The following is a 14,997-nucleotide window of genomic DNA, read 5'->3' as shown; positions in this document are numbered from 1 at the left end:
TGCAAGCACATTTAAAACCCACCACCGAGGCACCAAGACACAGAGGAAAAACGTAAGCTGCAGGTTCAGGTGTCTGGGGAATGATTTTTAACCAAACGCCTCACCCTTAAATTGGTTTTCTCTGTGCCTCTGTGCCTCGGTGGTAAAAAGCTTTTTACAAACTTTCAATTAAAGCCATTCTACCCGAGACCGACCATGACCCAAGCCAATCCCCTACTCGATTTTGCCGATTTACCGCGCTACAGCGAAGTTAAACCTGAACACGTGAATCCGGCGCTAGATATTTTGCTCGCAACGGCGGCGGCGGCGATTGCCCAAGCGGAGCAAATTAGCGATGCCAGTTGGGATAGTTTGAGTGTTTTAGAGGCGCCGCTCGAAAACCTCGGCCGCGCTTGGGGGGTGGTGGCGCATTTGGAATCGGTGGTCAATTCACCCGAATTGCGCGAAGTGTATAACGCCAATATTCCACGGATTTCCAACTTTTTTACTGAAATCGGCCAAAACGAAAAGCTATTCGCACTCTACAAAGCGGTGAAAGAGCGCGAATACGCCAGCTTAAACCCAACCCGCAAAACGGTGATTGATGATGCGATTCGCGGCTTTGTATTGTCGGGCGCGGAATTACCAACTGAGCAAAAAGATCGCTTTAAAGATATCGAAGAAAAACTCTCTGAGCTCACGACTAAATTCTCGCAAAACGTACTCGATGCCACTGATGATTTTGCGCTGTATGTCACTGCGGCAGAATTGACTGGCTTGCCAGCCGATAACCTTTCGGCGGCGGCAGCGGCGGCAAAAGCCGACGAAAAAGACGGCTACAAAATCACGCTGAAAATGCCGTCGTATATGCCGGTGATGCAATACGTGCAAAATCGCGAATTACGTGAGCAACTGTATAAAGCGTATTCCACCCGCGCTTCTGAATTTGGCAAGGCTGAATGGGATAACGGTAAATTGATTCCAGAAATCTTGGCGCTACGCCAAGAAGCGGCGACAATATTGGGCTTTAAGAATTTTGGCGAAGAATCACTGGTCACCAAAATGGCCGATAGCCCACAGCAAGTCATCGACTTTTTAAGCGATTTGGCGCAACGCGCCAAGCCCTTTATGCTGGCCGATCGCGCCGAGCTTGAAAGCTTTGCTAAGGCTGAATTTGGCATTGAACAATTACAAGCTTGGGATGTGGCCTTGGTGTCTGAGCGCCTGCGCGAGCAAAAATACTCGTTTAGCGAACAAGAAGTAAAACAATACTTCACCGAACCAACGGTACTGACTGGCTTATTTAAATTGATTTCCGAGCTGTATGGCCTGCAGTTCGTGGCGAGCCAAGCCCCTGTGTGGCATACCGATGTACGCTACTTTGATCTCAAAAACAACGACGGCAGTTTGGTCGGTGGCCTGTATATGGATTTGCATGCCCGCGAAGGCAAGCAAGGCGGCGCGTGGATGAATGATGTGCGCGGCCGTAAATTGCAGGCAGATGGCACCGTGCAAACGCCCGTGGCGCTGATTGTGTGTAACTTCGCCAGCGGCGTGGATGGCAAAGATGCGATGTTACCGCACGATGATGTAATTACCTTGTTCCACGAAATGGGCCATGCCCTGCATCATTTGCTAACTGAAGTGGATGAACTCGAAGTCTCTGGTATCAGCGGCGTGGAGTGGGATGCGGTGGAATTACCAAGCCAGTTTATGGAGAACTTCTGCTGGGAATGGCAGGTATTGCCAGCACTGACGCATCACACCGATACCGGCGAAGCGATACCTCGCCCATTGTTCGATAAAATGTTGGCGGCGAAAAACTTCCATAGCGGCTCAGGTTTACAACGCCAATTGTATTTCTCGATTTTTGATATGGCTTTGCACCAAAAATCCGAAGCCGTTTCTGCCGGTGATTTAAGCGCCTTTGCGCAAGCGGTGCAGCAAGAATTGGCGCTGCCATTGCCACCAGAATACAACCGCTTCCCGCAATCGTTTAGCCATATTTTTGCTGGCGGTTATGCCGCAGGGTATTACAGCTATAAATGGGCCGAAGTGTTAAGCGCCGATGCCTACGCCGCATTTGAAGAAGCCGCAGCGCAAACCGGTGCCAGCGTGGTCAACGCTGACGTTGGTGCACGTTTCCGTAAAGAAATTTTAGCCGTCGGTGGCTCGCGCCCTGCTGCCGAGTCGTTCGCCGCCTTCCGTGGCCGCGCACCAGCGATTGATGCGCTGCTACGCCACAATGGTTTAAGCGAATAAATCGATCACGCTGCCTCGCGTTGCTTGCTGCAAAGCGCGCGAAGATCAATGTGAAACGGCAATTAAAAAAGCGAAACTTCGGTTTCGCTTTTTTAGTGGGTATTTCACTATAAGCTTTATTATAAAAGCACTACAGCGTAATACCCAGTACTTAAGGCTTTGTTTAGATTTGGTGTTGATATTTTAATTGCAAACATTTGAGCACATCGACTGTAGCCCCTTCCCCCTCGATGGGGGAAGGTTGGGATGGGGGTGTTGAGGCGTGCAATGAATTTGATGCGCATCATAAAACCAGCACTTACTCAAATGGCATACGCATGACTCACATATACTGCCGATTATGCGTGGCATTCTCTATCTCCTTTTCTTTATCTCCATTGCGTTTCAAGGCTGGGCCAATGCTCGCCCGCAAGAATCGCACTGCATGATGAAAACGATGAGTTCACCCGTTCAAGCGCATTCAACGCACCAAGCCCAGCACATCCAGCAAACGCAAGATTGCGATCAAGCAATGCCAGCATGTTGCGATGCGCAGCACACGGCGCAAACCTCCCCATCAAGCTGTCAACACAATGTCGACTGCCAATCCAGCCAATTGGGTGTGTTAGATCTGGCGTTTGCCAAACCGCAGCTATTTTTTACTGCGATCTACACCCCAACGCTACATGCCGTTCCGGCGTCTTTTGATCCATCCAACGTTTGGCGTCCGCCACAGCACAGCTAATTCCAAGCAATAAGCCCCTCTGACTCGGTACTGTTGCAGTCCGGCATGAGGCTTTGTGCTCGCTGCTTGATTGCAGCCAGCAAATTGATTTGGAGTTAGACCATGAGACATTTCTCGTGCCCACGCCTTGCCAGCCATCTGTGCTTAGCAGGTCTGATCAGCTGCATCCCTGTTAGCGCTATTGCCGTAACCTTTGAATCGGCCCAACAACTGGCTCTGACCAATGCGCCGCAACTGCGCGCCAGCCATGCGCAAATCACTGCGGCGCAACAATTGGCCATTCCCGCCGGTGAATTACCCGATCCAAAAATCAAATTGGCGGTTGATAATCTACCCGTCTCGGGCCCCGATCGGTTTAACCCCAGCTTTAATGGCATGGCGATGCAAACTGTCGCGCTGATGCAGGAGTTTCCCAATCGCGATAAACGCAATGCGCGTATTCAAGCCGCTAATGCGCGCATCGCCATCAGCGAAATGGACAATAAAATCACCCAGCAAAATGTGGCGCGAGACACCGCCCAAGCTTGGATTACGCAATACAGCGTTGAGCAACAACTGCGCCTAATTGATGCTCTCGAAGCCGAAAATCAACTCTTTAGCCAAGTAATTCAGGCGCAATTGGCCTCAGGCAAAGGCAGCATCAGCGATACGATTTTGCCCAAACAAGAGCGTGCCCGACTCGGTGAAATGCGCGATGAACTCAGCGCACGCCGCGCACAAGCAATGGCGCAACTCAAGCGCTGGGTGGGCATCGCCGCCAATGAAGGCGTCACTGGGCAGCTACCAACGTTTCAGATTGATGCACACACTTTGCAAAACCACCTCGCCAATCGGCCAGAGCTGGCTACGTTTGACCCCAAAGGCAATGTACTCAATGCCGAAATTGCCGAAGCGCGCGCCGGTAAAACCCCTGATTGGGGCGTTGAGCTGAAATATCAGCGCAATCCGCATGATGACGATTCGATCATGCTGGAATTCTCCTTTGATTTGCCGATTTTTTCGGGCCAACGCCAAGACCCAATGATTGCCGCCAAAGTGGCAGAAAAAACCGCACTCGACGCCGAGCGCGAAGCATCTTTGCGCGAGCGCAGTGCTGAATTAGCCAACGACATCGCCGATTTACAGCGTTTGCAACAAGCCAATCAACGCTATCAAACCACGCTCATTCCCTTGGCAGCAGAAAAAATCAGCCTGACTTTAAGCGCGTGGAAAAGTGGCAAAGCACCGCTGAGCGAAGTGATTGCGGCACGGCGTGATCGGCTTGATACCCAGCTCAAAGCCATTGCAGTAACGGGTGAGCTGCATCAGCTGCAAGCGCGTCTGCACTTCACCTACCACAACGCCATCACCAATATCGCCGCCAACACCGCAGGAGCCGCACAATGAATACCCAAAAAACCCTCATCGCCCTCGCTATCGGCGCGGCCTTGCTCGGCCTTGGTGTGCTTGGCGGCAGAATGAGCGCCTCGCCCCATCCAATGGCGGCCGTGCCTGCCCAGCCAGAAAAAACAGTGCTGTATTGGTACGACCCAATGAAGCCCGATATGCACTTTGATAAACCGGGTAAATCGCCGTTTATGGATATGGATTTGGTGCCGAAATACGCTGGCGACAGTAGCGATACTGCTGGCGTCAAAATCAACGCGCAAACGCTACAAAATACCGGCATGCGCGCCGCCGTGGTGGAGCGCGTACCCGTTGCTCAGCACATCGATACCAGCGGAATACTGGCGTTTAATGAGCGCAACATCTCGATTGAACAAGCGCGCAGCGCGGGTTTTGTTGAGCGTGTTTGGCCTTTAGCACCCGGCGACATTATTGCCATTGGCCAGCCGCTGGCTGAAGTTCTGATGCCAGAATGGACGGCCGCGCAGCATGAGTTTCTGGCCATTCGTAACAGCAATGACGCCAGCTTAATCAGCGCCGCGCGCGAGCGTTTGCGCCTAACTGGCATGCCAGCGAGTTTGATTGCTGATGTTGAAAAAACCGGCAAAATCAGCGCCCGCCAAACGTTACGCAGCAGCCAAGCGGGCGTAATTCAAGAGCTCGCTGTGCGTAGCGGCATGACGCTGGCAGCAGGACAAACGCTAGCCACAATCAACGGCATTAGCTCGGTGTGGCTCGATGTGGCCGTTCCCGAAGCGCAAGCGGCGTGGATTCAAGTCGGCGGCCAAGCCGACATTGCCTTAGCCGCTTTCCCCGGGGTACCGCTCACCGGCAAAATCACCGCGATTTTGCCTAGCCTGAATGAGACCAGCCGCAGCATCAAAGTGCGCGTTGAGCTGCCTAATCGCGATGCTCGTTTACGCCCCGGCATGTCGGCGCAAGTCAAACTTGCTGGGCATGCAACCGACTCCGCGCTAGTCATCCCGACAGAAGCCGTGATTCGCACCGGCAAACGCGCGCTGGTGATGCGGCTCAATGCGGACAATCACTTTGAGCCAGTTGAAGTCATCCTCGGCGCCGAAGTCGGTGACAAAACCATCATCGCCAGTGGCTTAACTGAAGGGCAAAAAATCGTTGCCAGCGGGCAATTCTTGATTGAATCCGAAGCCAATTTAGCCGGCATTAAAACCAAGCTAAGCAGTGAGCCAGCCGCCATCAGCACGCCTGCCGTCGTCATCGATGAAGCCAACGCCAGCATTAAAGCCATTGACGACACCCAAGTCACGCTGGCGCATGAGGCGTTCAAAATCATCGGTATGTCGGCCATGACCATGCCGTATACGGTGAGCAATCCTGAAGTAATCAAAGGCTTTAAAGTCGGCGACAAAGTGCGCGCCACCGTGCAGCAAACCGATGATGGCTTGCTGCTTAAACGTCTACAGCGGGTAGCAAAATCAGGAGACCATTCATGATTGCTCATCTTATTCGTTGGTCGGTGGCCAACCGATTTTTAGTGCTGCTGGCGATGGCTTTTCTAACCGCTTGGGGCGTTTGGGCGGTGAAAACTACGCCAATTGATGCCCTGCCCGATTTATCTGATGTGCAGGTCATTATCCGCACCAGCTATCCGGGGCAAGCGCCGCAAATTGTCGAAAACCAAGTTACCTATCCGCTAACCACCACCATGCTATCGGTGCCCGGCGCCAAAACCGTGCGGGGGTTTTCTTTCTTTGGCGATAGTTTTGTCTATGTGCTGTTTGATGACAGCACCGATTTGTACTGGGCGCGCTCGCGGGTTTTGGAATATCTCAATCAAATCCAAAGCCGCTTACCCGCCTCAGCCAAATCGTCACTCGGCCCCGATGCCACCGGTGTCGGCTGGATTTATCAATATTCATTGGTGGATAAAACCGGTAAACATGATCTGGCCCAACTGCGGGCTTTGCAAGATTGGTATCTAAAATTTGAGCTTAAAACGCTGCCCAACGTCGCTGAAGTGGCCACGGTCGGTGGCATGGTCAAGCAATATCAGATCGTTCTGGATCCGGTGAAGCTAATCAACTTCGGTATCAGCCAAAGCGAAGTGCGTGAAGCGGTGGAAAAAGCCAATCAAGAAACCGGCGGCGGGGTTTTAGAAGCCGGTGAAACCGAGCTAATGGTACGTACCGACGGCTACCTCAAGTCAATTAACGACTTCAAGGCTATACCCATCAAACTGGCGAATAATGTGCCGGTTTTACTCGGCGACGTGGCCCATATTCAGCTTGGCCCTGAGATGCGCCGCGGGATTAGCGAGCTCGATGGCGAAGGTGAAGTGGTTGGCGGCGTGGTGATTTTGCGCTCAGGTAAAAATGCGCGCGACACCCTGACTGCGGTGCATCACAAGCTAGAGCAACTTAAACCCAGCCTGCCCGCTGGCGTTGAAATCGTCACGACTTATGATCGCAGTCATTTAATTGATCGCGCCATTGAAAACCTCAGTTTTAAATTACTTGAGGAATTTTTGGTGGTGGCGCTGGTTTGCGTGATTTTTCTCGGGCATTTTCGCTCTAGCATGGTGGCGATTGTCTCCTTGCCGCTCGGCGTGCTGATGGCGTTTTTGGTGATGCGCTATCAAGGGGTGAACGCCAATATCATGTCGCTCGGGGGGATCGCGATTGCCGTTGGCGCAATGGTCGATGCCGCGGTAGTGATGATTGAAAACGCGCATAAAAAAGTTGAAGCTTGGCAACACGCCCACCCCAATGAGGAGCTCAAAGGCGATGCGCATTGGCAAGTAATGACCGATGCCGCGGTTGAAGTTGGCCCTGCGCTGTTTTTCTCGTTGCTGATTATCACGCTGTCGTTTATTCCGGTATTTACGCTCGAAGCGCAAGAAGGCCGTTTATTCTCGCCGCTGGCCTTTACCAAAACCTATGCCATGGCCGCCGCTGCCGCGCTATCGGTCACGCTGATTCCGATTTTGATGGGCTATTGGATCCGCGGCAAACTGCCAGAAGAGAATAAAAATCCGCTCAATCGCTGGTTAATTCGGATTTATCGCCCACTGCTGGATGCGGTTTTGGCCAAACCCAAAACCACGCTGGTGGTGTCGGTGCTGGTCTTTTTGACTGCGCTGTGGCCAATTCGCCATTTGGGTGGTGAGTTTTTACCGCCGCTTGATGAAGGTGATCTGCTGTATATGCCATCGGCCTTGCCGGGCTTATCGGCGCAAAAAGCCAGCGAGTTGCTGCAGCAAAGCAATCGGATGATTAAAACCGTGCCCGAGGTAGCGCATGTTTCGGGCAAAGCCGGTCGTGCGGAAACGGCCACCGATCCAGCGCCGCTAGAAATGTTTGAAACCACGATTCAATTTAAGCCGCGCGATCAATGGCGACCCGGTATGACGCCGCAAAAACTAATCGACGAATTAGATAATGCCGTCAAAATCCCCGGCATGGCCAATATCTGGGTGCCACCGATTCGTAACCGCATCGATATGTTGGCCACTGGGATTAAAAGCCCGATTGGCGTCAAAATTGCCGGCAGCAATCTGGATGATTTAGACCAAATTGCACTCCAAGTTGAAGCCATCGCCAAAACCGTACCGGGCGTGAGCTCGGCGCTGGCCGAGCGGCTCACGGGTGGACGCTATGTGGATGTCAAAATTGATCGCGCGGCGGCAGCGCGCTATGGGCTCAATATCAGCGATGTGCAGGCGGTAGTTGCCAGCGCCATTGGTGGCGACAATATCGGGGAAACCGTTGAAGGTTTGGCGCGCTTTCCGATCAATATGCGCTACCCGCGTGAATGGCGCGATACCGTCGACAAGGTGGCGAGCTTGCCGCTATTAACCCCACAAGGCGCGCAAATTACGCTGGGCATGGTGGCAAAAGTGTTGGTTACCGACGGCCCGCCGATGCTAAAAAGCGAAAACGCCCGCCCTACCGGCTGGGTATATGTTGATGTGCGGGATCGTGATTTGGCCTCTGTGGCACAAGATTTACGCCGCGCCGTGAGTGAGCAAGTCAAACTTGAGCCCGGGATTAGCATTAGTTATTCAGGGCAATTTGAGTTTTTGGAACGCGCCAATGAACGCCTCAAACTGGTTGTTCCAGCGACTTTGCTCATCATTTTTGTGCTGCTTTACCTGACGTTCAAGCGCTTTGATGAAGCCTTGCTGATTATGGCAACGCTGCCGTTGGCGCTCACCGGCGGCGTGTGGTTTTTGTATTTAATGGGTTACAACCTATCGATTGCCACAGGGGTGGGGTTTATTGCTTTGGCGGGGGTTTCGGCTGAATTTGGCGTGATTATGCTGCTGTACCTAAAAAATGCGCTGCAAGAACGACTCGACAAAGGCGATCACAGCGATGCGGGCTTACTCGATGCGATTACTGAAGGCGCGGTATTGCGCGTTCGCCCCAAAGCCATGACTGTTGCTGTGATTATCGCCGGTTTACTGCCGATTTTATTTGGCAGTGGCTCAGGCAGCGAAATCATGAGTCGGATTGCGGCACCGATGGTCGGCGGCATGATTACAGCGCCTTTATTGTCGCTATTTATTATTCCCGCCGCTTACCAATTAATGCGCCGAAAAAAACCGGCAACCCGCGATAAATACGCGGCTGACCGCGTCGTTTAACACCGTACTCGACGGCAAGGCGCTGGATCAAATATAAAAAAAGCGAAACCTCGGTTTCGCTTTTTTATTGGGTATAGCTATAGAGATCTTATCTAAAAAGCGCCACCAATAGATACCCTATCATTTAAGGCAATATTCAGATTATGTGTTGATGGTGATGAAAGTTTCGCGGCATTCCCTCGATGGGTGAGGGTTAGGGTGATACTCCGGAGTATATTTTAAGCTCAACACACCAGCACCAAATCTTAAAAAATGCTTATTTAGCTGGGCGGCCAGTTTTGATTTTTTCTAGCTGCTGCAGCATTTTATGCAGCTCTTCATCGGCCAAGGCGCTTAAGGCATTTAAGCCTGCACGAATCAATTCGCTTTTTTTCACTTCAAGACCGGCACTGATCACCCGCTGCTTTAATGCCGCAATCAAGGCGTAGTCGGATTCGGGGAAGGTAAAACTATCGCGAATCAATTTGGCTTTTTTTGCTGATTTTTTAGCTGGCAACTGGCTGGCTTTATCCAGTTTTTTACCCATTTTGGCCTGTGGTGCGGCGCTCGATTGCTCGCTGAGTAAATGCGTAGCCAAGGTTTCTAGATCATCGACAGAGGCCGCCGCTTTGCGTTTGCTGCTGACTTTGGCCATGGGCACGTCGGCGACCGAGCTGGCTTTTACTGCATCGGCTTTGGCGCTATCAAATTTGGCTGCGGTAGGCTTGGCTGCGGCGGTTTTACTTGCGGCAGTTTTAGTGACAGCAGGCTTGCGCGCAACTGTTTTAGTCGCCGCCGCGGGGCTGGCTTTGGCCACACTTGGCGCTGGCGATGCAATCGTGCTCGCTTGCGCTGCGACGGTTGTCTCCGTTGTTGTTTTTGCTGGCGCAGTTCGTGCGCGGCGCGTGGTCGGTTTACGCGCAGTGCTGGTGTTGGTTTTTGGCGCGGTCGTTGGCGCTGCGGCAGGCGCTGGTGTTGCTAGGTTTTCTACGGCATTTTTTGGCTCTTTCTCGCTCGCTGGCACTGGATTTGCGGGTTTAGTCATCAAAATCTCCATTAATAAAAAGATATAAACCGTATAAACACTTTACCTTGCTATTTTGCATGGTTTTAGCTGAAACATACATGTCTATTTAATGACTAAAGCTTAAATACAAACTAACGATGTCTGAAAAATCCAAAAATCAACCCGTTGCTGCGCGGCAAGCTCATGGCTTGGCTGCTTGCGCCCCCCTGCCCTAGCGATTCACTGCAAGCCGGTTTTTAGTATTAAACCCAACACCGCACTGGCGGCAATCACGTGAATCACATTGCTTTTGTATTTAAATAAAGCAATGGCCGCGGCGATGGAGATCAATACCGCAATCCAATCGACTGAGCTGACAATGCCGCCAGCAAAGCCGCTTGGCCACCACACGTGGTAGCCAAAAAACAGCGCCAAATTCACGATCACCCCCACCACCGCGGCGGTAATCGCCGTTAAGGGCGCGGTAAAGTTCAAATCATTGTGGGTGGTTTCAATCAACGGGCCGCCAGCAAAAATAAACAAAAATGACGGTAAAAAAGTAAACCATGTCACCAAACAAGCGGCGAGCGCACCGGCTAAAAATACCGATTCGGGACCAAACAGCGCTTGGGTATAGCCACCGATAAAAGCAACAAACGCCACCACCATAATCAACGGCCCGGGTGTGGTTTCGCCCAGCGCCAAGCCATCAATCATTTGCGTTGGCGTTAGCCATTGGTAATCCATCACCGCGCCTTGATACACATACGGCAGCACCGCATACGCGCCGCCAAACGTCAGTAGCGCGGCTTTGGTAAAGAACCACGCCATTTGCGTGAAGGTGTGTTGCCAGCCGAAATACGCCATCAATAAGCCCATCGGCACCAGCCACAGCAGCGCACCGATAACGATAATTTTAAGCAGTCGGGCCCAGCTAAACATCGCGTGCGCTGGCGTGGGCGTATCGTCGTCAATCAATGCCGCGCCGTAAGATGCCCCCGTTTTACCATGCCCACCGCCGGTTTTAAATTTATCGGGGGCAAATTTGCCGCCCCAATAACCCAGCACCGCAGCGGCGGCGACAATCAATGGAAACGGCACATTCAAAGCAAAAATCGCCACAAACGACGCGCCGGCAATACCCCACAACAGATTATTTTTAAGCGCGCGCGAGCCAATGCGGTGCGCCGCTTGCAGCACAATCGCCGTTACCGCCGGCTTAATCCCGTAGAACAAGCCCGCCACCAGCGGCACATCACCAAAAGCAATATACAGCCACGATAAAACAATCAGTATCACCAGCGAAGGCAATACAAATAACACCCCAGCGGCAATACCCCCACGGGTTGTATGCAGCAACCAGCCGATATACGTCGCCAATTGTTGCGCCTCGGGGCCGGGCAACACCATGCAATAGTTCAGCGCATGCAAAAAACGCCGCTCTGAAATCCAGCGCCGCCGCTCAACCAGCTCTTGATGCATGATGGCAATTTGCCCAGCAGGCCCGCCAAAACTAATCAAGCCGAGTTTTAACCAAAACCAAAACGCCTGCCAAAAACTCACCGGCGGGGGTGGCAGCTCAGTCGATACGGCGGTGGGGGGGTTATTTGGATTCATTTAAGTTCCGAGCATCAAGCGCAGCAAAATCAATCAACAGGTAAAGCGCATTTACCGCGCTGCCAAGCATTGGCAGACATAGGCGCGGATCAATGCGCTAACAGCAAAAATCCCCCTATCTGCACCAGCCATCCCTAGTTAAACATCCCACGGCGGATCATTCGGGTCTGAACTGGCGGGCAATAAGGGGCGCAAGGCTGGTAGGGGCGTCGTCAGTACGGCGGGCGATTTGGCGATTGGGGATTTGGCAACGGAGGGCTTGGCTTTTTTGGCTGGCGCCGCGCTCAATTCGGGCGCAGCAAACTGCGCGAGCGACTCGGGCAACCAGCGCACAAAACGGCCCACATCCACGCCATGCGGCACGTACCACGCCTTGGCATCGGGATCAAACCTTGCCCCTAAAGCCTTGGCTTGGTCTTTTTCTTTAAAAGGGACTTTGAGATAAACCTGCGCCTTACTATGACCCGCTACCATCGCCAAAACCCCTTAATTGTCAAAACCACGCCATGATAAAGGCGCTTGGCAAGCAAAGGCAGCTTTTTTTAAACGCCGTAGCATAGTCAAACTCATCAGCGCGCTTGAAGCTATGGCCCTATTTGATGCTCAACGACATTCAAAATCAGCCCCACTACAGCAATACCTGCAAGCTGTCGCTAGATAGTCCAAACACCGCCCAGCCAAACTAATCAAGTAATTGGGTGGTATATCGCTGCTGGTATTTTTGAATCGAGCCTATACGCATATACCAACGATATTTAGATCAGACGAATAGCGCCCGTAAAACAAACATCACCAAACGCGTTAAACATAGTGATGAAAAAACAAATCTAACCATTCAATGTTTTTCGAGCGCAAACGAAAAAGGGTTCCAGCTAAAAAGCTGGAACCCTGTGTTCTTTGGTGCCGACGGCAGGAATCGAACTCGCGACCCCCTGATTACAAGTCAGGTGCTCTACCAACTGAGCTACATCGGCAACAGGACTGCATCATATAGAACGACTTGTTTCAAGGCAAGCACTTCTTACAAAAGAATCGATAAACGTCTGGTTTTACAACGTTTTTATTTTAAATCCTTGCTGGTAAAAAAGGCGTCGGAGAAAAACGCATCGCTCGGTAGTTGGTGCGAAAGGCAGCCGGTATAGGCCGCTTCGACCATCATGGGTGATCCGCAGGCGTAAACTTGGTAGTGAGCAAGGCTGGCAAAGTCGGCCAAAACCACTTCGTGCAAGAATCCCGTGCGCCCTTGCCATTGATCTTCGGGCTTGGGGTCGGACAATACTGGGATAAAAGTAAAGTTCGGATAGAGCTGCTGCCACTGCGATGGCAGTTCAGGCATATAAAGATCGGCCAGCGTGCGGCAGCCCCAATAGAGCACCATTTCGCGTTGGGTATGATTGGCCAGCGCATGCTCGATCATGCCTTTGATGGGGGCAAAACCGGTGCCGGTGGCCAGGAACAAGATCGGTTTATCGCTGTCTTCACGCAAAAAGAAGCTACCGAGCGGGCCGGTAAAGCGGAAAATCTCGCGCTCTTTCATCGTGTTCCATACGTAATCAGAAAACTCGCCGCCGTCGATATGGCGAATATGCAGTTGCAAAAAGCCCTCGTGATGCGGTGGATTGGCAATGGAGAAGCTGCGCTTTTTGCCGGTTTTGGTATGGATATCAATATACTGCCCAGCCAGATAGGTCAGTTTTTCGGTTGATGGCAGTTTTAACGTCAAAATAGCGACGTCAGGCGATACTTTTTCGATGCGCTCGATGCGCGTTGGCAAGGTTTTAATTTGGATGTCTTTAGTGGCACTGACTTCGCGGCATTCGATGCTCACTTGCTCACTCACCGGTGTGGCGCAACAAAATAGCGCATAACCTTGTTCTTGCTCGGCAAGGCTGAGTGCGGTTTCAGAATGATCGCCATGAACGACTTCGCCGCTGAGCACCTTGCCTTTGCAGGCGCCGCACGATCCGTTTTTACAACCATACGGCATATTAAAACCTTCTCGCATGGCGGCGTCGAGCAAGGTCTCTCCTTCAAAGACTGAGAGTTGCTGGCCCGAAGGTTCGATGGTAAGTTGTTGACTCATATTCATTCCATACTTTGTTAATGCGTGTCGAGCATTGACTAATGCCTGCCCTTAACTGCGCCACGCTGTGAGCTACTAATCTATGAAAAAACCACGCTTACTCATTATTGGTTGTGGCGATGTTGTTCGCCGCGCCCTGCCTTGGCTGATGCAGCACTTTACGGTGTATGCAACTGCACGCTCGAAAGAATCTGCACTGCAGATCAATACCCTTGGCGTTCGCCCTATTCTTGCCGATTTAGATCGGCCGCAATCTTTAGCGCGCCTAAGTGGCACTGCCGAGTATTTGATTCACAGCGCCCCACCCGGTGACGGCGCGGGCGATCAACGCACGCGGGCTTTAATTGCCGCTTTAAGCCACGCCAATATCAAGCAAAATAAAATTTTACCACAGCGCTTACGCCGAGCTGTTTACATCAGCACCAGCGGCGTTTATGGCGACTATGCTGGGCAATGGATTGATGAAAGCAGTCCGCTTAAAACGCAATCGCTGCGTGCATTGCGTCGAGTCGACGCCGAAAAACAATTGCGTGATTGGGCCGGACGGCACGGAGTTCGGTTGAGCATTTTACGCTCGCCCGGTATTTATGCGGCCAATCGTTTACCGCTTGAGCGCATTACCCGCGGTGAACCAGTGCTACACCGCGAAGAAGACAGCTATAGCAATCATATTCATGCCGATGATTTAGCGCATGCGCTGTGTTTGGCGCTGTTTCGTGGCTTGCCACTACGCACTTACAATATCGTGGATGATGAGCCGCATAAAATGGGCGATTATTTTGATCAAGTCGCCGATGCCATGCAGCTACCTCGCCCGCCACGCATTAGCCGCGTTGAAGCACAAACGCGGCTGTCGCCCGCCCTATTGTCTTATTTGAATGAATCGCGGCAAATTGGCAATGCTCGCGCCAAAAATGAGCTCAAGCTGCAATTGCGCTACCCCAATACCGCTGCCGGTTTAGCGAGCGGCCTTTAATACTGGCGCCAGTATCGATGATGATTCCATCGCAACCTAGTTCGTTTCAGTCGCAATAGAAAGAACGGTAAGCAAACTACTTGCTTTCGACATATCTTTTACTAAGCTGACTGATTATTGACTGCGGAGCATGGATCATGATCGGTATCTGGATCACTTGGGCTTTAATCTTGGCTGGCGCAGTATATTTAATCTATTGCTGGTGGACTTTTCATCATAGCGCCGATGCGCCGCGTGTTGATTACCGCGATGATCAGGCGCATTTTAATTTACAGCTGTATACCCATGCTGAGTATTTCTCGCCAGCCAAACCCGCCAAAAAGATCGTGAATAACAATAACGATCAATCCGCGTGATGCGG

11 protein-coding genes and 1 tRNA gene are annotated in these 14,997 nt (G+C 51.9%); 7 read left to right on the top strand and 5 right to left on the bottom strand.

Annotated elements, in window-relative coordinates; genetic code table 11:
- The first annotated feature begins 195 nt into the window (after positions 1–195).
- From HQN60_RS09710 to HQN60_RS09690, 5 genes are all read left to right on the top strand, one after another.
- Positions 196–2,241 (top strand): M3 family metallopeptidase, encoded by a 2,046-nt coding sequence (locus HQN60_RS09710; RefSeq protein ID WP_173533451.1) that lies wholly within the window; start codon positions 196–198, stop codon positions 2,239–2,241.
- Positions 2,242–2,677: 436 nt separating this feature from the next.
- Complete coding sequence (locus tag HQN60_RS09705; RefSeq protein ID WP_173533450.1) at positions 2,678–2,965, top strand: hypothetical protein; 288 nt, start codon at positions 2,678–2,680, stop codon at positions 2,963–2,965.
- Between the two features lie 102 nt (positions 2,966–3,067).
- Positions 3,068–4,351, top strand: a complete 1,284-nt coding sequence (locus HQN60_RS09700) for a TolC family protein (protein WP_173533449.1) — start codon at positions 3,068–3,070, stop codon at positions 4,349–4,351.
- Positions 4,348–5,823, top strand: coding sequence for an efflux RND transporter periplasmic adaptor subunit (locus tag HQN60_RS09695; protein ID WP_173533448.1), 1,476 nt, complete (start codon positions 4,348–4,350; stop codon positions 5,821–5,823). Before HQN60_RS09700 ends, HQN60_RS09695 begins: the two co-directional genes overlap by 4 nt.
- Positions 5,820–8,975, top strand: a complete 3,156-nt coding sequence (locus HQN60_RS09690) for an efflux RND transporter permease subunit (RefSeq protein ID WP_173533447.1) — start codon at positions 5,820–5,822, stop codon at positions 8,973–8,975. Before HQN60_RS09695 ends, HQN60_RS09690 begins: the two co-directional genes overlap by 4 nt.
- A gap of 256 nt (positions 8,976–9,231) precedes the next feature.
- Here HQN60_RS09690 and HQN60_RS09685 read toward each other — a convergent pair whose 3' ends face one another.
- From HQN60_RS09685 to HQN60_RS09665, 5 genes are all read right to left on the bottom strand, one after another.
- Complete coding sequence (locus HQN60_RS09685) at positions 9,232–9,999, bottom strand: hypothetical protein (protein WP_173533446.1); 768 nt, start codon at positions 9,997–9,999, stop codon at positions 9,232–9,234.
- A gap of 201 nt (positions 10,000–10,200) precedes the next feature.
- Positions 10,201–11,577 (bottom strand): chromate efflux transporter, encoded by a 1,377-nt coding sequence (chrA, locus tag HQN60_RS09680; protein ID WP_173533445.1) that lies wholly within the window; start codon positions 11,575–11,577, stop codon positions 10,201–10,203.
- A 138-nt stretch (positions 11,578–11,715) separates the two neighbouring features.
- Positions 11,716–12,051, bottom strand: coding sequence for a DUF5710 domain-containing protein (locus tag HQN60_RS09675; RefSeq protein WP_173531755.1), 336 nt, complete (start codon positions 12,049–12,051; stop codon positions 11,716–11,718).
- 424 nt (positions 12,052–12,475) lie between these two features.
- Positions 12,476–12,551: transfer RNA gene (locus HQN60_RS09670), tRNA-Thr, on the bottom strand.
- Between the two features lie 86 nt (positions 12,552–12,637).
- Complete coding sequence (locus HQN60_RS09665; protein ID WP_173533444.1) at positions 12,638–13,660, bottom strand: CDP-6-deoxy-delta-3,4-glucoseen reductase; 1,023 nt, start codon at positions 13,658–13,660, stop codon at positions 12,638–12,640.
- A gap of 82 nt (positions 13,661–13,742) precedes the next feature.
- On the opposite strand from HQN60_RS09665, the gene HQN60_RS09660 reads away from it, so the two are divergent.
- Both HQN60_RS09660 and HQN60_RS09655 read left to right on the top strand, forming a co-directional pair.
- Complete coding sequence (locus tag HQN60_RS09660; protein WP_173533443.1) at positions 13,743–14,636, top strand: NAD-dependent epimerase/dehydratase family protein; 894 nt, start codon at positions 13,743–13,745, stop codon at positions 14,634–14,636.
- A gap of 137 nt (positions 14,637–14,773) precedes the next feature.
- Positions 14,774–14,992, top strand: a complete 219-nt coding sequence (locus HQN60_RS09655) for a hypothetical protein (protein WP_173533442.1) — start codon at positions 14,774–14,776, stop codon at positions 14,990–14,992.
- Positions 14,993–14,997: the final 5 nt, after the last annotated feature.

Source organism: Deefgea piscis, from assembly GCF_013284055.1.
In the GTDB taxonomy this organism is placed as follows: Bacteria; Pseudomonadota; Gammaproteobacteria; order Burkholderiales; family Chitinibacteraceae; genus Deefgea; species Deefgea piscis.
The sequence above is the reverse complement of the archived record's forward strand: the minus strand, read 5'-3'. Positions and strand labels throughout refer to the sequence as shown.